Origin of the sequence: Frigidibacter sp. ROC022 (assembly GCF_024723735.1) — a bacterium.
Lineage (GTDB): Bacteria > Pseudomonadota > Alphaproteobacteria > Rhodobacterales > Rhodobacteraceae > SLM-1.
The window spans coordinates 463,756-480,361 of record NZ_JANQDU010000002.1; the positions used below are offsets into that span (position 1 = coordinate 463,756).

Sequence of the window (16,606 nt, forward strand, 5' to 3'; positions counted from 1 at the left end):
CTGCAAGTGCTGTAATGGAATGAAGGCGGTGCCCCGGGTCGGCTTCGACCGCCAGAAGGTGGACTCCAATCCGACGGCTATCTTAGCTTGCGTCAGATTTTAGTCGGTTTGACGCAGATATGGTGAGCCCGCTCCCAGCCCTCCTTGCACACGGCACGATCCATGGTCCCATCATTGTCGGTCGCGTTTCGCAAGCTGTATCCCGATCCTATGAAGCAGACGGGACCCATGTGTGGCTGTCACGAGCAACGCTGACCAAGCAACTTCTGCACCACCCAGAGGTATCGCTTGACCAATATGAGGACCTTGAGTGGTTTCTCAGACCAGGCGAACTTGTCCCGGATCGAAAGGATAACTGCTTCCACATTTTCGAAGCTTCAAACCGGCCAGGCCCCCGCTGGCACGCCACATTGAAAGTCGTAAAGACAAACCACCGCATCATGTTGCTCAGCCTCTATCGGATGAACAACGCCGGCTATATGCGACTGTTGAGAAGATCCACAAAGTAAGAGGCCCCCATAAGGGGGCCATCCGAGAAGGGGCCTGCTAGCCACCCCCAATCACGCCCGGGTCTCCCCGGTGTTGCGGTAAGCAGGTATGTCACCGCGTCCCTCGGACGCTAGAAATATAGTATAGATTGAAGATTTGTTCAAGGAATCCAATTTATTAACCAAAGACTTCTGCAAGGGTTTGAAAAGAATCGGCATTACGCGATTTTCAGATCAAATCCCCTGTAACTCCGCCACTGCGCGCACCAGTTCGGCGGTGATGCCCGGCTCGGACAGCGCGTGGCCGGCCTTGCCGACCATCCGCAATTCCGACTCGGGCCAGCGGCGGTGCAGCGCGACGGCCGAGGCCGGCGGGCAGATCATGTCGTAGCGGCCCTGCACGATCACGCCCGGAATCCCGGTCAGCCGCCCGGCGCGGGTCAGGATCTGGCCATCTTCCTCCAGGAATCCGCGGTGGATGAAATAGTGATTCTCCAGCCGCGCGAAGGCCCGCGCGTAATCTGCCGGCGGGTCCCCGGCACGCCCGTCCGAATCGATCGAGGCCAGCGCGTTTTCCCAGGCCGCCCAGGCCCGGGCGTGGCGCACCTGCGAGGCCACATCGCCCGAGAACAGCCGCTTGTGATAGGCAGCGATCAGATCGTCATGTTCCTCTTCCGGGATCAGCCGGATGAACTGTGCCCAGGTTTCCGGCCAGAACCGCGCCGCGCCGCCGCCGTAGAACCAGTCCAGCTCGCCCCGGGTCATCAGGAACACGCCGCGCAGCACCAGCGCCCGCACCCTGTCGGGATGCTCCTCGGCATAGATCAATGCCAGCGTGGCACCCCAGCTGCCGCCGAAGACAAGGAAATCCTTGATCGCCAGCGTCTCGCGGATCGTCTCGATATCGCGGACCAGATGCCATGTCGTGTTGGCCTCGATGCTGGCATGCGGCCGCGACCGGCCACAGCCGCGCTGGTCGAACAGGACGATTCGGTAGACCTCGGGATTGAAATAGCGCCGCATCGCCGGCGAACAGCCGCCCCCCGGCCCGCCATGCAGCACGATGGCCGGCTTGCCCTGCGGGTTTCCGCATTGCTCGACATAGATTCGATGGCCGTCGCCGACGTCCAGCAAACGCTGGTCGAATGGCTCGGTGCCCGGAAATAAGCCGGGAGAGATATTGCCTTGGCCTGCACTGCGGTCCATGTCCTCCTTATAGCGCAACCGGAACCGGGATAAACAACTTCCCGGACAGGAGCCTGCGATGACCGAGACCCAGACCATCGACCCCGCCGAAGTGGCCAAGTTCCAAGCCATGGCCTCCGAGTGGTGGGATGCCGAGGGCAAGTTCAAGCCGCTGCACATGCTGAATCCGACCCGGCTGGACTATATCTGTACCCAGATCGCCGCCGAGTTCGACCGTGACCTGACCGGGCCGGAACCCTTTGCCGGGCTGCGCCTGCTCGACATCGGCTGCGGCGGCGGGCTGCTCTCCGAACCGATGGCCCGGCTGGGCGCCGAGGTCGTCGGCGCCGATGCGGCCGAGCGCAACATTCCGGTGGCGCAGCTGCATGCCGAGCAATCCGGCCTGACCATCGACTACCGCCACACCACCGCCGAGGCGCTGGCCGCCGAGGGCGAGCGGTTCGACGTGGTGCTGAACATGGAAGTGGTCGAGCATGTGGCCGACCCGCTGGGCTATCTGACCGCCTGCCACGATCTGCTGAAGCCCGGCGGGCTGATGATCTGCTCGACCATCAACCGCAATTCCAAGAGCTTCATGATGGCCATTGTCGGCGCCGAATGGGTGATGCGCTGGCTGCCCAAGGGAACGCATGACTGGGCCAAGTTCATCACCCCGGACGAGCTGTTCGACCTGCTCCGTCGCGCCGGTCTCGACCCGGTGGACCGTCAGGGAATGGTCTTCAACCCGCTGGGCTGGAGCTGGTCGCTGTCGCCGCGCGACCTGTCGGTCAACTATGTGACCGCCTCGATCCGCCGCGACTGAGGCACCAGTTGCGAATCGTTGTCACTAATTTGTCAATGAAATCAACGGTCCCGCGTGGGGACACTAGTCCTCGGCCAGCCGCGCCCTGATCTCGCGCAGCACCGGCAGCGCCGCCCGCACCCGATCCTCGCCCACCGCATCGACGACCTCGGCCAGCATCGGTGCCAGCGCCGCGATCGCCGCATCGCAGGCAACCCGGCCCGCCGGCGAGATCGACACCAGCTTCTTGCGGGCATCCTCCCAGTCGGGCCGGATATGCACATGCCCGGCCCAGTCGAGCCGGTTGATCGTGTTGGTCATCGCCCCGCGGGTGACGTGGAACGACTTGGCCAGCTGCGCCGGAGAGCGCTCCTCGCCCAGCCGCGCCAGATGGTTCAGCACCGAGAAATGGCTCAGCTCCATGCCTTTCGGCAGCGCCTTGGCCAACCGGCTCCGCGCCAGCTGATCCGCCATGAAGATCTCGCTGAACAGCGCCGCCGCGATCGGAGTCCGCTCCCGTGTCATCTGGCCACCCCCGGCGGCCCGGAATGCAGCACCGCGACAGTCACGACCCGGCCAGCATCGGGTCCAGCTTGCCCGCCCGCTCCAGGGCATAAAGCTCGTCACAGCCCCCGACATGGGTGCCGCCGACGAAGATCTGCGGCACCGTGCGGCCGCCATTGGAGCGCTGGATCATCGCCTGCCGCAACTGCGGATCGCGTGAGACATCGGTTTCGGAATAGCTGACACCCTTCTGGGTCAGCAGCCGCTTGGCCGCATGGCAATAGCCGCAGCCCGGCGAGGTGTAGATTTCAACGGTTTGCATTCAAAACCCCAAGTTTGACGGGAACTATAGGGATTTAGGTATCCTTCGCAACGCGCGCCAGTGCCATGACTCTGACGGATGTCGCCCCTGCCGCCCGCGCGGCATCGGCAGTGGTCGAAAGCGTGGCGCCCGAGGTCATCACGTCATCGACCACCAGCACCGGACGGCCGGACAGCCGCACGCCCCGTTTCGGATGCGGCCGCACCGCTTCATCCAGCGTCGCGAATCGCTGGTCCCGGTTCAACCCGTCCAGCATCGGCGTCTTCCGCGCCCGCAACAGCCCGTCCGGCAACCAGTCATGCCCGGTGATCCGCGCCAGTTCCCGCGCCAGCAACGCCGACTGGCTGTAGCGCCGCTTGAGCAGTCGCGACCAGTGGACCGGCACCGGCACCACCAGCGTTCCGGGCTGCATCAGCGGCGCAGCGGCCGCCGCCATCCAGCGCGCCGCGGGCCGTGCCAGATCGGGCCGGTCGCCATGCTTCAGCGCCAGAACCAGCCTGCGCCCGTTGTCGCGATAGAGCATCGCCGCCCGGCCGCGCGACCAGGGCCGGGCGATCGCCAGACAGTCGTCGCAATGCTCGATCGTGCCCAGATCCTCGCCCGGCAGGGGCACGCCGCAGAGGTCGCAGACCAGCCCGGTGATAAAGGGGGTCTCGCGCCAGCAGGGCCCGCAAAGGGCGTGGTCGCCGTCGATCCGCGCGTCGCAACTGACGCATTGTGCCGGATAGAGCAGCCCGACCACGCTTTGCATCACCCTGCCAGCCATCTATATCCCCCTTGCCGCAGAAGCCGGACCCATGCCCGAGGCCCCGACGTGACCTATCCGCCCGACGCACCCATGACCGTGCCGACCCTGACCGACCGCGCCGCCCTGGAGCGCAACCGCGCCCGCGCCAGGGCCCGGGGTCTGGCCGATTTCCTGCATGTCCTTGCCCGGGACGAGATCAAGGAGAGACTGGACGAGGTTAACAGGCGGTTTACGTCGCCCGCCCTGATCAGCGGTTTCCCGGAAGTCTGGGGCGACATGCTGCCCTTCACCAGGATCGTCCCGGATGCCGAGCGGCTCGACCTCGGGGAAACGGCGCACGATCTGGTGATCCATGCGATGGCGCTGCACTGGGCCGACGATCCGATCGGCCAGCTGGTCCAGTGCCGCCGCGCGCTGAAACCCGACGGGCTGTTGCTGGTGGTCGGCTTTGGCGGCCGCACCCTGGCCGAGCTGCGGGCCTGCCTGGCCCAGGCCGAGGCCGAGATCACCGGCGGCCTGTCGCCCCGTGTCGCCCCGATGGCCGAACTGCGCGACCTGGGCAGCCTGCTGCAACGCGCCGGGCTGGCCCTTCCGGTGGCCGACACCTTGCCGAAAACAGTGTCTTACAAGGGATTTCTGCCACTCTTGCACGACCTGCGGGCGATGGGCGAAGGCAATGCGCTGGCGGACCGCCTGCGCCACCCGACCCGGCCCTCGGTCATGGCACGGGCGGCAGAGCTCTATGCGGAACATCACGGCGACGGGGACCGGCTGACCGCGACCTTCGAACTGGTGTTCCTGACCGGCTGGGCCCCGGCACCGGACCAGCCGAAACCGCTGCGGCCCGGTTCCGCCACGACCCGGCTGGCCGATGCGCTTGGCGTGACGGAACGGAAGGCCGGCGACGATTGAACGCATCGCGCCGGTTTCGCGTAGACGGATAAACCGCTACATCCCGCTGAACAGGACGCGAGGCAGCATGACCGACCCAGCCCCCCGACCCACGACCGACCGGCGCCCGGCCCATGCGCCGAAGGATCATCCCGCCTTGCCGCCGCGCAGGATCGGAATCCTGATCGCCAATCTCGGCACCCCCGATGGCTATGACTACTGGTCGATGCGGCGCTATCTGTCCGAATTCCTGTCGGATCGCCGGGTGATCGACTATTCGCCCTGGCTCTGGCAGCCGCTGTTGCAGGCCGTGATCCTGACCTCGCGGCCGTTCCGGTCGGGCAGGAACTACAAGATGATCTGGAACCACGAGGCCGGCGAGAGCCCGCTGATGACCATCACCAAGGCCCAGGCCGCCAAGCTGGCGGCGGCGGCCGAGGCGGAATGGGGCGCCGAGATCATGGTCGATTATGCCATGCGCTACGGCAATCCCTCGACCGCCTCGAAGGTCAAGGCGATGGTCGCCGCGGGTTGCGACCGGATCCTGTTCTTTCCGCTCTATCCGCAATACGCGGGCGCCACCGTCGCCACCGCCAACGACGCCTTCTTCAAGGCCCTGATGGAAGAGACCTGGCAACCCGCCAGCCGCACCGTGCCGCCCTATTTCGACAGTCCGCTCTATATCGACGCGCTGGCCGCCTCGGTCGATCGCGCGGTGAGCGCGATGGAGCAGCCGCCGGAGCTGCTGATCTGCTCGTATCACGGCCTGCCCGAACGCTATCTGGCCCAGGGCGACCCCTATCATTGCCAGTGCCAGAAAACCACGCGGCTGCTGCGCGAGCGGCTGGGTTGGGAGAAGGAACGGGTGGCGACCACCTTCCAGTCCCGGTTCGGGCCCGAGGAATGGCTGAAGCCCTACACGGTCAAGGAGGTCGCCCGGCTGGCCGAGACCGGGGTGCGGCGGATCGCCGTGGTGGCGCCGGCCTTCGCGGCGGATTGCATCGAGACGCTGGAAGAGATCAACGGCGAAATCCGCGAAAGCTTCATGCACGCCGGGGGCGAGAGCTTTACCTACATCCCCTGCCTGAACGACGACGATGCCCATATCGCCGCGCTGATGGCGGCGATCCGGGACAATCTTGCGGGCTGGGTGTCCTGAACGTCAGACCAGCAGAACCTGGGTGCCGATCTCGCAGAAGCCGAACAGTTCGGCGATATGTTCGTTGTAGAGACCGATGCAGCCGTTCGACGAGCGGCGCCCGATCTTGCGGGTGTCGTGGGTGCCGTGGATCCGGTAATACTGCCAGCTGAGATACAGCGCATGGGTGCCCAGCGGGTTGTCCGGCCCCGGGCCGATATAGTCCGGCCATTCCGGGTTGCGCTTCTTCATCTCGGGCGTCGGGCGCCATTCCGGGCCGACCACCTTGCGGACCACCTCGGTCCGGCCCAGCCGGGTGAGGTCCTTGGTCAGCGGCACCGAGGTCGGGTACAGCTTGTAGATCGACTGATCGTCATTCCAGAAATGCAGCGCGCGCGATGTCGTATCGACCAGGATCGCGCCCTTCTTGGTATTCGAGAAATAGGGCCGCCAGTCCAGCGAACGGAAGCTGGAGATGTTGCGGCGGATGGTCTTGGAAAGTTTCCTGTCGGGCTCGGTCGAATTGGCGGTCTGTCCCTGGGCGCGGGCAAGGCCCGGCGCAGCGATGCCGAGCGCGGCAGCGCCGGCAAGAAAACGGCGACGGCTCTGTGCGGGAGATTTGGGGTCGCTCATCGGTTGGGCTCCTTCTGACGGGCATCCTCGCCGCGTGCATAGTCCCGCTTCGGCATGCTTGCAAATCAAACGGGCGTTAACCTGCCGCTCACGCAAAGATGGGTTTCAACAGGCCGGGTGCTGAGGTAACAGGAGCGCCGTCCGCCCCCAACCGCTGGTCCGATATGCGCCGCGCCTTCCTTCTGTCCCTTGCCTCTGTCCTGGCCCTGGCCGCCTGCGAACCGCCGCAGCCGCTGCATCTGGGCACCGACGGCAAGCCGTTGCCGAAGCTCTATCGCATCGACCCGGCCGACACCGCCGCGATCCAGTACCGGATGCTGGATTCGGTCAACCGCCTGCGCGCGGTGGCCGGCATCCCGCCACTGACGCTGAGCCCGCTGCTGAACGCCGCCGCCGCCACCCATTCGCGCGACATGTCGGTGCAGAACCGGCCCTGGCATTTCGGCTCGGACGGATCCTCGCCGCTCGATCGGGTGCGTCGGGTCGGTTATCCCGGACAGATGAAGGGCGAGAACATCTCGGAGACCTTCGAGAACGAGGTCGAGACCCTCTCGGCCTGGATGGCGCAGACCGATACCCGCGCCGTCATCATGGACCCGAGCGCCCGTGACCTGGGCTTTGCCTGGTATCAGGAACCCAGCGGCAAGATCTGGTGGACGTTGCTGACCGGCGGCTGAGCCGGACCCCGCAGCCTATTTGTAGATGTCGATCGGGGTGCCGTCGCGGACCATGGCGTAGATCGTCTCGATCTCCTTGTCCGAAACCGAGATGCAGCCCCAGGTCCAGTCCTTGCCCTTGCGGTCCGTCGGTCGCGGCCCGCCGTGGATCATGATGTCGCCGCCCGGCGATTTCCCCACCGCCCGGGCCGCCGCGATGTCCTCGGCATTGGGATAGGAGATGCCCAGCGACAAGTGAAAGGCCGAGTTCGGGTTGTGCCGGTCGATCACATAGCTGCCTTCCGGGGTCTTGCCGTCGCCTTCGAACTGCTTGTGCCCTACGGGGGCGAAGCCAAGGTCGATGTCATAGACTTTCAGCACCTTCCGGTCATGCAGCAGATACATCTTCCGGTCGCCCTTGAAGACGACGATGCGGGTGACCTCCGGGCCGTTGTAGCGCTTGAACTTGTTGCCGCTGCAAGAGGCCAGGCCAAAGGCCAGCGCCACAGCGATGACCGCCCAGACCGCACGAATTCGCATGAAATTGCCCCTGTCCCCGGGATTCAGGTTTCTTTTTTGACAGTCTATAGGAGACTCGGAGGGCGCCACCAAGGCTGCGCGGGCCGCCGCGGCATCATTTCTCCGCGAGGTGTTTCTCGATCGCCGCAAGCCGTTCCAGCACGGTGTCCCGGAACACGTCGGTTTCCTTGTCCGATTCCTCGGAATTCGCTTCCTGCATCGAGTTCACGATCAGGCCGACCAGCAGGTTCACCACGGCGAAGGTTGTGGTCATGATGAAGGGCACGAAGAAGGCCCAGGCGTGCGGATGCACGGCCATCACCGGGCGCACGATGCCCATCGACCAGCTTTCCAGCGTCATGATCTGGAACAGGGAATAGGCGCTGGCGCCAAGGGTGCCGAACCACTCGGGGAAATCGGCGCCGAACAGCTTGGTCGCCATGACCGAGCCGATGTAGAAGATGATCGACATCAGCACGAAGACCGAGGCCATGCCCGGCAGCGCGGTGACGAATCCTTCGACAACCCGGCGCAGCGAAGGTGCGATGGACAGAACCCGCAGAACCCGCAGAACCCGCAGGGCCCGCAGCACCGAGAAGCCCTGCGCCCCCGGCACCAGCGAGATGCCGACGACCAGGAAGTCGAAGATGTTCCAGCCGCGCTTGAAATAGCCGATCAGCCCCTGACCGATCATCTTGGCGATCATCTCGGCGACGAAGACCGCCAGACAGGCCTGATCGAGAAGGTCGATCAGCCCCCCGGCCCGCGCCATCAGCGATCCCCAGGTCTGCAACCCGAGGATCACGGCATTGAAGATGATCACCGCCAGAATCCCGTTGATGACGATCGGGCGATTCATGAATTCGGCAATCTGGGCGCGGAAATGAGTCATGGTGGGCAAGTCCTATGGCCTTGTTAACCTAGCGGCAAGCTCGACATGCGGTGACCAGCGGAACTGGTCGACCGGCTGAACCCAGTCCAGCCTGTAGCCGCCCTGCACCAATATCTGCATGTCGCGGGCGAAGCTGACCGGGTTGCAGGAGACCGCGGCGATCACCGGCACCCCGGATTGCGCCAGTTCGCGGACCTGCGCCTCGGACCCGGCCCGCGGCGGGTCGATCACCACGGCGTCGAAACGCTCCAGCTCGTCGGGCAGCAGCGGGCGCCGGAACAGGTCGCGGGTCTCGGTGGTGACGCGATGCAGGCCGGTGGCACTGCGCCAGCCCTGATCCAGCGCCTGCACCATGGCCGCATCGCCCTCGACCGCGTGAACCTCGGCCCGGGCCGCCAGGGGCAGCGCGAAGGTGCCGATGCCGGCGAAGATGTCGGCAATCCGGCCGGCCCCGTCGGTGATCTCCCGCACCGCCTGCAACAGCGATGCCTCGCCTTCCCGGGTCGCTTGCAGAAAGGCGCCGGGCGGCAGCGGCACCGTGGCGGTTCCGAACCGCAGCAGCGGCGGATGGCTCTGCGACAACAGCTCGCCGTTCCAGGTCAGCCGGGCAAAGGTCTCGGCCGCCAGCGCCGTCACCGCCTCGATCTGTCCCGGCTCCAGCTGTTTCGCGCCCGAAACCGCCAGGTCCAGCCCCGAATCCGTGACCGTCACCGCCAGGTCCAGCTCGCCCTTGCGCGAGCCGCCCAGCGTCACGATCCGTTCCAGCATCGGCAGCACCGCAAGCAGCGCCGGGTCCAGCAGCTTGCAGTCGGGGATCGCCAGCATCAGCTCCGAGGCCCGGGCATGCAGCCCGACCAGCGCTCCGGACTTGGTCCGGCGCCCGTGCAGCGTCGCCCGGCGGCGGCTGTTCGGCGGCGAGGTGACGATCGGCCGGATCTCCGTGCTCAACCCACGCGCCGCCAGCCCGTTGCGGATGATGCCGGTCTTCCACCGGGCGACGAAATCGTCGGAGGCGTGCTGCATCATGCAGCCGCCGCAGCTCTTGAAGTGCCGGCAGGGCGGCTTGACCCGGTCCGGCGAGGGCCGGACGATCCGCTGACGGATCAGCCTCCCCGCTTCGGTCTCGATCTCGACAAGCTCACCCGGCAGTACCGTCGGCAATGGCGGCGATTGCGTCGCGCCGATACCGAACCCCTTGTGGTCGATCTCGTGAACCAGAATCTCTGTCATGGCGCAGGCTTAGCCGATCGGGGACAGCCGCGGAAGATCACTCGGCCGCGGCGCCCGAAGGCTCTGCGCTGTCGTCTTCGGTGATCAGGAAGCCGCCCGACTGCCGGTTCCAGTAGCGCGCATAGAGCCCGTTTCGGGCCAGCAGATCGGCATGGCGGCCCTCTTCCACGATGCGCCCGGCATCCAGAACCACGATCCGGTCCATCCGCGCCAGCGTGCTCAGCCGGTGCGCGATGGCCAGCACCGTCTTGCCCTGCATGACCTGTTCCAGCGCCTCCTGGATCTCGGCCTCCACCTCGCTGTCCAGCGCCGATGTCGCCTCGTCCAGCACCAGGATCGGTGCATCCTTCAGGATCGCCCGGGCCAGCGCGATCCGCTGCCGCTGCCCGCCCGACAGCTTCACCCCGCGTTCCCCCAGATGGGCGTCATAGCCGGTGCGGCCCCGGAAATCGTGAAGTTCGAGGATGAATTCATGCGCCGAGGCCATGCGGGCGGCCCGATGCACCTCGGCCTCGGTGGCCTCGGGACGGCCATAGCGGATGTTGTCCAGCGCCGAGCGGTTGAACATCGCGGTTTCCTGCCGGACCACGGAAATCTGCTGCCGCAGCGCCGCCTGGGTGATCTGTCGCAGATCGGTGCCGCCCAGCAGGATCCGGCCCTTTTCCACATCGTAGAGCCGCAGCAGCAGCGACACGACCGTCGATTTCCCGGCCCCCGAGGCGCCGACCAGCGCGATCTTCTCGCCCGGCGCGATGTGCAGGTCGAAGTCATCCAGCGCCAGCCGCCCCGGATGGCCATAGCCGTAGGTCAGATGCTCGAAACGGATGCCGTCGCCCAGATCGGCGCCCTCTGCAGCACCGGGCTGGTCGGTGATCTCGTGCTTCGGCGTCAGGGTGGCGATACCGTCCTGCACCTCGCCGAGATTGGTGAAGATCGACACCGCGGCGCGGCCCATCCGCCCGGTGATCATCGACAGCCGCGTCGCCGCCATCGAGGCCATGGCGATGTCCCCCGCCGTCGCGGCGCCCCGGGACCAGAGCCACAACGACCCGGCCAGCGCCATCAGCGGCAATGTCCCGCCGAGCACCAGCAACACCAGCCGGTAGAGCGCCGAGAGCATCCCGAACTCCAGCGACCGGTCGAGAAACCGCTGCAAGGCATTGCGGGTGGCGGCATCCTCGTAGTCGTCATGGCCGAAGAGCTTCACCGTGGTGATGTTCGACAGCGTGTCCACCACCTGCCCCGTCACCGCGGCCCGCGCCCCGGCCCGGCTGGCCGCCCGGCGCTGGATCCTCGGGATGAACCACAGCAGCGCCGCGATGTAGAACACGCCCCAGACCGTGAATCCCAGCAGCAACCAGATGTCGATGGCCGACAGCAGGATCATCGTGCCGATGAAGATCGCCAGGCCGTAGACGAAGGCATCCGAGAATTCGAGGATGATGTCGGTCAGCGCCCGCGAGGTCTGCATCGCCTTCTGGCTGATCCGCCCGGCGAAGTCGTTGTCGAAGAACCGCATCGAATGGCCCAGCGTATAGCGGTTCAGCCGGGCCAGGATCAGCGGGAACAGATGCGGGCCGATCAGGATCGAGGAAGTGGCCGAGTCGGCGGCAAAGACCAGCGGGCGCAGCAGCAGGAAGAACACGGCCATCACCAGCAGCGAGGGCCAGTAGAGCGCCAGGAAATCTCCCGGCCCCTGCGCAACGGCATAGTCGATGACCCAGCCGGTCAGCACCGCGGCGAGCATTTCCATCGTTCCGGCCAGGATCGAGGTCAGGAAGGTCAGCGCCAGCGCCCAGCCCGCGCCCTCCAGGGCCCAACGCATGAACGGCCAGAGACGGCCCGGCGGCGCGCCTTCGGCGGGGCGGAAACTGTCAACCATCCCGACAAGGAATCGCACCGGCGCAATCATCGCCCGGCCTCCGTCCCGGCGCTGCCGAATTCGGGCCGCCGCCGGGTCATTCCGCCGCCTCCGGCTCCGGTTCCGTTCCCAGGAAGCCGCCCGATTGCCGCGCCCAGAACCCTGCATAGAGACCTTCCTGCGCCAGCAACTCCCGGTGGGTGCCGGATTCGACGATCCGGCCCTTGTCGATCACCAGGATCCGGTCCAGATGCGCGATGGTGGACAGCCGGTGCGCGATCGCGATCACCGTCTTGCCCTCCATCATCCCGTAGAGCGTGTCCTGAATCGCCGCCTCGACCTCGGAATCCAGCGCCGATGTCGCCTCGTCCAGCACCAGGATCGGCGCGTCCTTCAGGATCACCCGCGCCAGCGCGATCCGCTGCCGCTGTCCGCCCGACAGTTTCACCCCGCGCTCGCCGACATGGGCGTCATAGCCGGTCCGGCCCTTGGGGTCCTGCAGCGTGGCGATGAAGTCGCTGGCCTCGGCCCGGTCGGCGGCGGCGCGAATCTCGGCCTCGCTGGCGTCGCGGCGGCCGTAGAGGATGTTGTCCCGGACCGAGCGGTGCAGCAGCGAGGTATCCTGCTGCACCATGCCGATGGCGCGGCGCAGGCTGTCCTGCGTCACCTGCGTCACGTCCTGCCCGTCGATCAGGATCCGCCCGCCCTCGGGGTCGTAGAACCGCAGCAGCAGCTTGACCAGCGTGGTCTTGCCGGCGCCGGAGCGGCCCACCAGCCCGATCTTCTCGCCCGGCGCCACCTCGATGGACAGCCTGTCCAGCCCGTCCGATCCGCGCCCGTAGTGATGGCTGACCTCTTCAAAGCGGATCGCGCCCTTGCTGACCTTCAGCGCCGGCGCGCCGGGCCGGTCGGTCAGGGTGATCGGCTGGGTGATGGTTTCCATCCCCTCGGCCACGATGCCGAGCGAGCGGAAGAAATTGGTCAGCGCCCACATGATCCAGCCGGTCATGGCGTTCAGCCGCAGCGCCAGCGCCGTTGCCGCCGCGACGATTCCGGCGCTGGCGCCGCCCTGGGTCCAGATCAGCAATGCCCAGCCGACGACCGAGACGATGAAGACCCCGTTCAGGACGAACAGGCTGATGTCCATCGTGGTGAAGATCCGCATCTCGCGCTCGACCGTGCGGCGGGTCTGGTCGATCGCCGTCTTGGCAAAGGCCAGCTCGGTCTCCTGCCCGGCAAAGAGCTTCACCGAATGGATGTTGGAATAGCTGTCCACCACCCGGCCGGTCACTTCGGACCGCGCATCGGAACTGGCCTGCGAGGCCGGGCCGACCCGTTTCACCGTCCAGCGCACCAGAAGTGCATAAAGCACCAGCCAGCCCAGCATCGGCACCAGCAGCCGCAGATCGGCATCGGCCAGAAGAAATGCGGCGCCGACGACATAGGCGATGGCAAAGGCGATCGCGTCGAAGACCTGGAACGCCGCATCGCCGGCAGCCATCGGCGTCTGCATGATCCGGTTGGCGACCCGCCCGGCAAAATCGTTCTCGAACCAGCCGACCGACTGCCGGAGCACCTGGGCATGGCTGCGCCAGCGGATCAGCGTGCCGAAGTTCGGCACCACGCCGTTGTTGAGAAGCAGCACATGCAACCCGTGCGACAACGGCCGCAGCACCAGCACGAACAGCGCCACCAACCCGAGTTCCACGCCATGTTCGGCCCAGAGATCCGCCGGACCGGTCTGCGCCAGAATATCCACCAGCCGGCCCAGGTAATAGATCAGCCAGACCTCGACCGCCGCCACCAGGATCGACATCGCCGCGGTGATCGCGAAGAGCCGCTTGAACGGCTGCGCATAGTCCCAGAGGAACGCCCACAGCCTGCGGGGCGGGGCGTCGGTCGGTGTGTAACCCGTGTAGGGGTCCACGAAGGTCTCGAAGTAGCGGAACATCGGATGATCCTGTTGCCCGCCGGATATGGCCGGGCCTCGGGGCGGGGAAAACCCGACGCTAGCCGATCAGCTGATCGCGGCCAAGCGTGAAGCCCGAGTCCACCCATCGGGTCTCCAGTTCGCGCAGCTTCCGGCCCAGCTCCGGCCCGGCAAGATGCGGCAGGTCCGCCGCCGACACCGGGAAGCGTTGCCGGGCACCCTCCCGCGCCGCGTCCAGGCTGGCGGGGTCCAGCGGCTGGCCCAGGCTCGCGGCGCCGATCAGCAGCGCGTCCACCGCGGTCTCGGCGCCATGGCGATAGCCGAGCGCCGCCGCCCCTTCCCCCGCCGCCAGGGCCGCGCGAATGTCCTTCAACCGCCGCGTTTCGGCCTTCGACAGCCGCAGATCGGCGCTCTCGCCGCCCAGCACCGCCAGCCGCCGCAGCGGATCGGGCGCGACCCCGTGCAGCCGTTCCAGATGCACCAGCGGCGCCAGCGCCCGGGCATCGGCGCCCGGCAGCACCCGCGCCAGCCCGCCGATTGCCGCCAGAGAGGCAACCGCGGGCGCCGGATCGGGCGCGGCCAGCAGCTTCTTCAGCTCGGCGCCGACCCGTTCGCGTGACAGCCGGTCCAGCCCTTCGATCCCCTCGGCACAGGCCGCCAGCCCCTCCGGGTCGGGCCCCTGCGCCGGATCGCCATACCAGGCCAGGAAGCGGAAGAAGCGCAGGATCCGCAGGTGATCCTCGGCAATCCGCTGCGCCGGATCCTCGATGAAGCGCACCCGGCGGGCGCGGGCATCCCCGACCCCCGAAAGCGGGTCTACCAAGGCGCCATCCGCCGCCACATAGAGCGCATTCATGGTGAAATCCCGGCGCCGCGCGTCATCCTCGATCCGGTCGGAAAAGGCGACCACGGCCCGGCGCCCGTCGGTCTCGACATCGCGGCGGAAGGTCGTCACCTCATAGGGCGCACCCTCGACCACCACCGTCACGGTGCCATGCTCGATCCCGGTCGGTACCGCCCGGAACCCGGCCGCCTCGGCCAGGCGCATCACCGTTTCGGGCCGCGCGTCGGTGGCGATGTCCACATCGCCGCCCGGCAGCCCCATGACCGCGTTGCGCACGCAGCCGCCGACGACCAGCGCCCGGTGCCCGGCCCGACCCAGCATTCCCAGCACCGCCTGGGTTCCTGCCCGGTGCAGCCAGTCGGCATCGATCCTCACCGCGCCATCCTCTCTGCCAGCACCCGCAGCATCCGCGCCGTGGCCCCCCAGATGTAATAGGGCCCCCAGGGAACCGCGTAATAGTGCCGCTCGGCCCCGCGCCAGATGCGGCCCTGAACCGAGTAGTTCTCGGGGTTCAGCACATGCTCCAGCGGCACCGCGAACACCTCGTCCACCTCGCCCGGTTCGGCCACCGGATCAAAGGCGCGGGTCACCAGCGCCACCACCGGCGTCACCGCGAATCCGGTCACCGTCCGGTGCGGCGGCAGGGTGCCCAGCACCTCGACCGCATCCCGCGGCAGGCCGATCTCCTCCTCGGCCTCGCGCAGCGCCGCCCCGATCACGCCATCGTCGCCGGGATCGACCTTGCCGCCCGGAAAGGCGATCTGCCCGGGGTGGTGACGCAGTTGCGACGAGCGCTTGGTCAGCAGAAGCTCGCTGTCCGGCGTCACCGCCACCAGCACCCCGGCCGGACGCAGCACGGCCCCGGCCGGTGCACTCCCCGGATTCAGGTCGAAATCCGAAGACCCGCCCCCACCGGGACCGGCGGCCAGCGCCGCCCGTAGCCGTTCAGCGCTTGTCGGCGGCACGGGCCGGTCCATCCGCGCCGATCCCCAGCGTCGCCGGATCGAACTCGTAATGCGCACCGCAGAACTGGCAATCGGCGGTCAGGGTGCCCTTCTCGGTGGTCATCGTCGCGATCTCTTCCGGCGGATAGATCGACAGGCTGTCCCGCACCTTCTGCGCCGAGCAGGAACACCCGAACTGCACCGGCTGCGAATCGAAGACCCGCGGCGCCTCTTCGTGAAACAGCCGTACCAGCAGCTCGGTCGGCTGCACCTGCGGGCCGACCAGCTCCAGATCCTCGACCGTTTCCAGATGCAGCGACACCCGGTTCCAGTTCTCGGAATCGCCGTCGCTCAGCAGGTCGGTCGCCTCCAGCAGCTTCGGCATCCCCGAAGGCACCGCCTCTTGCGGATCGACGGCATAGGGCGAGGCCTTGGGCATGTGCTGCAGCATCACCCCGCCGGCCCGCCAGTGCTCGGGCTGGCCCGGCAGCTGCGAGCGGCCGTAGGCCAGGGCGAACTGGGTCGGCAACTGCTCGGACTGCGCGAAATAGGTCTCGGCGCAGGAAGCCAGCGCGCCACCGGTCAGCGGCGTGATGCCCTGATAGGGCTGGCCGCCGTCGCCCTGATCCAGAAGCACGGTGAAATAGCCCTCGCCCAGCTGCGCGAAGGCCGCGCCGGGTTTCAGCGCCGCCTCGTCATACGAGGCCCAGGCCCGCAGCCGGCCGACTTCGCCCTCGGCCTGCGGGGCGTAATAGTCGGTCGCGATCATCCGCACCGGCCCGGTGCCGTGGATCTGCAGCGACAGTTTCCAGCGCAGCTTGATGGTCTGGCCGATCATCGCGGTCAGCAGCACCGCTTCGGCCACCAGATCCTCGACCTGCGGCGGATAGTTGTGCTGGGCCAGGATACGGTCCAGCACCCCGTCCAGACGGGCGACGCGACCCCGCACGTCGGCGGCGTCCAGTTGGAACGGCAGAATCGTGTCGTCCCAGGCGATCTGTTTGGTCAGTGTCATGTCA

17 protein-coding genes are annotated in these 16,606 nt (G+C 67.0%); 4 read left to right on the forward strand and 13 right to left on the reverse strand.

Annotation, left to right across the window (positions count from 1 at the left end; genetic code table 11):
- Nucleotides 1-722 precede the first annotated feature (722 nt).
- Nucleotides 723-1,694 (reverse strand): prolyl aminopeptidase, encoded by a 972-nt coding sequence (gene pip / locus NUW50_RS09005; RefSeq protein WP_258288768.1) that lies wholly within the window; start codon nucleotides 1,692-1,694, stop codon nucleotides 723-725.
- A gap of 58 nt (nucleotides 1,695-1,752) precedes the next feature.
- On the opposite strand from pip, the gene ubiG reads away from it, so the two are divergent.
- Entirely contained in the window at nucleotides 1,753-2,496 is a 744-nt protein-coding gene (gene ubiG / locus NUW50_RS09010; protein WP_258288769.1) for a bifunctional 2-polyprenyl-6-hydroxyphenol methylase/3-demethylubiquinol 3-O-methyltransferase UbiG, read from the forward strand.
- Between the two features lie 63 nt (nucleotides 2,497-2,559).
- Here the strand turns inward: ubiG and NUW50_RS09015 are convergent, their stop codons facing one another.
- From NUW50_RS09015 to NUW50_RS09025, 3 genes are read right to left on the reverse strand one after another with little or no spacing between them, the layout of a single operon-like run.
- Nucleotides 2,560-3,000: a MarR family winged helix-turn-helix transcriptional regulator gene (locus tag NUW50_RS09015; RefSeq protein WP_258288770.1), complete on the reverse strand. Its 441-nt coding sequence runs from the start codon at nucleotides 2,998-3,000 to the stop codon at nucleotides 2,560-2,562.
- Between the two features lie 40 nt (nucleotides 3,001-3,040).
- Nucleotides 3,041-3,301, reverse strand: a complete 261-nt coding sequence (grxC, locus tag NUW50_RS09020) for a glutaredoxin 3 (protein WP_258288771.1) — start codon at nucleotides 3,299-3,301, stop codon at nucleotides 3,041-3,043.
- 34 nt (nucleotides 3,302-3,335) lie between these two features.
- A complete protein-coding gene (locus NUW50_RS09025) occupies nucleotides 3,336-4,067 on the reverse strand; it encodes a double zinc ribbon domain-containing protein (RefSeq protein ID WP_258288772.1) in 732 nt (243 codons plus the stop codon).
- Between the two features lie 72 nt (nucleotides 4,068-4,139).
- Here NUW50_RS09025 and NUW50_RS09030 point away from each other — a divergent pair, with 72 nt between their 5' ends.
- A complete protein-coding gene (locus NUW50_RS09030; RefSeq protein ID WP_258288773.1) occupies nucleotides 4,140-4,961 on the forward strand; it encodes a methyltransferase domain-containing protein in 822 nt (273 codons plus the stop codon).
- Nucleotides 4,962-5,028: 67 nt separating this feature from the next.
- Nucleotides 5,029-6,099, forward strand: coding sequence for a ferrochelatase (hemH, locus tag NUW50_RS09035; protein WP_258288774.1), 1,071 nt, complete (start codon nucleotides 5,029-5,031; stop codon nucleotides 6,097-6,099).
- A 3-nt stretch (nucleotides 6,100-6,102) separates the two neighbouring features.
- Here hemH and NUW50_RS09040 read toward each other — a convergent pair whose 3' ends face one another.
- Nucleotides 6,103-6,711: a L,D-transpeptidase gene (locus tag NUW50_RS09040; protein ID WP_258288775.1), complete on the reverse strand. Its 609-nt coding sequence runs from the start codon at nucleotides 6,709-6,711 to the stop codon at nucleotides 6,103-6,105.
- Nucleotides 6,712-6,875: 164 nt separating this feature from the next.
- Between NUW50_RS09040 and NUW50_RS09045 the strand changes: the two genes are divergently transcribed.
- Entirely contained in the window at nucleotides 6,876-7,388 is a 513-nt protein-coding gene (locus NUW50_RS09045; protein ID WP_258288776.1) for a CAP domain-containing protein, read from the forward strand.
- 15 nt (nucleotides 7,389-7,403) lie between these two features.
- On the opposite strand, the gene NUW50_RS09050 is transcribed toward NUW50_RS09045, so the two are convergent.
- From NUW50_RS09050 to hslO, 8 genes are all read right to left on the reverse strand, one after another.
- Entirely contained in the window at nucleotides 7,404-7,907 is a 504-nt protein-coding gene (locus NUW50_RS09050) for a L,D-transpeptidase family protein (RefSeq protein ID WP_258288777.1), read from the reverse strand.
- Between the two features lie 94 nt (nucleotides 7,908-8,001).
- Entirely contained in the window at nucleotides 8,002-8,778 is a 777-nt protein-coding gene (locus tag NUW50_RS09055; RefSeq protein WP_258288778.1) for an ion transporter, read from the reverse strand.
- Between the two features lie 12 nt (nucleotides 8,779-8,790).
- Nucleotides 8,791-10,008, reverse strand: a complete 1,218-nt coding sequence (locus NUW50_RS09060) for a class I SAM-dependent RNA methyltransferase (protein WP_258288779.1) — start codon at nucleotides 10,006-10,008, stop codon at nucleotides 8,791-8,793.
- A gap of 37 nt (nucleotides 10,009-10,045) precedes the next feature.
- Complete coding sequence (locus NUW50_RS09065; RefSeq protein ID WP_258288780.1) at nucleotides 10,046-11,920, reverse strand: ABC transporter ATP-binding protein; 1,875 nt, start codon at nucleotides 11,918-11,920, stop codon at nucleotides 10,046-10,048.
- 46 nt (nucleotides 11,921-11,966) lie between these two features.
- Nucleotides 11,967-13,820 (reverse strand): ABC transporter ATP-binding protein, encoded by a 1,854-nt coding sequence (locus NUW50_RS09070; protein ID WP_258288781.1) that lies wholly within the window; start codon nucleotides 13,818-13,820, stop codon nucleotides 11,967-11,969.
- Nucleotides 13,821-13,878: 58 nt separating this feature from the next.
- Nucleotides 13,879-15,018: a CCA tRNA nucleotidyltransferase gene (locus tag NUW50_RS09075; protein ID WP_258288782.1), complete on the reverse strand. Its 1,140-nt coding sequence runs from the start codon at nucleotides 15,016-15,018 to the stop codon at nucleotides 13,879-13,881.
- Nucleotides 15,015-15,608: a CoA pyrophosphatase gene (locus NUW50_RS09080; protein ID WP_258288783.1), complete on the reverse strand. Its 594-nt coding sequence runs from the start codon at nucleotides 15,606-15,608 to the stop codon at nucleotides 15,015-15,017. Before NUW50_RS09080 ends, NUW50_RS09075 begins: the two co-directional genes overlap by 4 nt.
- Nucleotides 15,589-16,602 carry an Hsp33 family molecular chaperone HslO gene (gene hslO, locus NUW50_RS09085; RefSeq protein ID WP_258288784.1) on the reverse strand — a complete coding sequence of 338 codons (1,014 nt, stop codon included), beginning with the start codon at nucleotides 16,600-16,602 and terminating at the stop codon, nucleotides 15,589-15,591. Before hslO ends, NUW50_RS09080 begins: the two co-directional genes overlap by 20 nt.
- Nucleotides 16,603-16,606 lie beyond the last annotated feature (4 nt).

What these genes read in the sequence shown, in the direction of transcription:
- NUW50_RS09055 (WP_258288778.1), bottom strand. Translation starts at nt 8,778, where the DNA reads ATGACTCATTTCCGCGCCCAGATTGCCGAATTCATGAATCGCCCGATC.
- pip (WP_258288768.1), bottom strand. Translation starts at nt 1,694, where the DNA reads ATGGACCGCAGTGCAGGCCAAGGCAATATCTCTCCCGGCTTATTTCCG.
- NUW50_RS09050 (WP_258288777.1), bottom strand. Translation starts at nt 7,907, where the DNA reads ATGCGAATTCGTGCGGTCTGGGCGGTCATCGCTGTGGCGCTGGCCTTT.
- NUW50_RS09025 (WP_258288772.1), bottom strand. Translation starts at nt 4,067, where the DNA reads ATGGCTGGCAGGGTGATGCAAAGCGTGGTCGGGCTGCTCTATCCGGCA.
- NUW50_RS09060 (WP_258288779.1), bottom strand. Translation starts at nt 10,008, where the DNA reads ATGACAGAGATTCTGGTTCACGAGATCGACCACAAGGGGTTCGGTATC.
- grxC (WP_258288771.1), bottom strand. Translation starts at nt 3,301, where the DNA reads ATGCAAACCGTTGAAATCTACACCTCGCCGGGCTGCGGCTATTGCCAT.
- NUW50_RS09040 (WP_258288775.1), bottom strand. Translation starts at nt 6,711, where the DNA reads ATGAGCGACCCCAAATCTCCCGCACAGAGCCGTCGCCGTTTTCTTGCC.
- hemH (WP_258288774.1), top strand. Translation starts at nt 5,029, where the DNA reads ATGACCGACCCAGCCCCCCGACCCACGACCGACCGGCGCCCGGCCCAT.
- NUW50_RS09030 (WP_258288773.1), top strand. Translation starts at nt 4,140, where the DNA reads ATGACCGTGCCGACCCTGACCGACCGCGCCGCCCTGGAGCGCAACCGC.
- NUW50_RS09065 (WP_258288780.1), bottom strand. Translation starts at nt 11,920, where the DNA reads ATGATTGCGCCGGTGCGATTCCTTGTCGGGATGGTTGACAGTTTCCGC.
- hslO (WP_258288784.1), bottom strand. Translation starts at nt 16,602, where the DNA reads ATGACACTGACCAAACAGATCGCCTGGGACGACACGATTCTGCCGTTC.
- NUW50_RS09045 (WP_258288776.1), top strand. Translation starts at nt 6,876, where the DNA reads ATGCGCCGCGCCTTCCTTCTGTCCCTTGCCTCTGTCCTGGCCCTGGCC.
- ubiG (WP_258288769.1), top strand. Translation starts at nt 1,753, where the DNA reads ATGACCGAGACCCAGACCATCGACCCCGCCGAAGTGGCCAAGTTCCAA.
- NUW50_RS09015 (WP_258288770.1), bottom strand. Translation starts at nt 3,000, where the DNA reads ATGACACGGGAGCGGACTCCGATCGCGGCGGCGCTGTTCAGCGAGATC.
- NUW50_RS09070 (WP_258288781.1), bottom strand. Translation starts at nt 13,820, where the DNA reads ATGTTCCGCTACTTCGAGACCTTCGTGGACCCCTACACGGGTTACACA.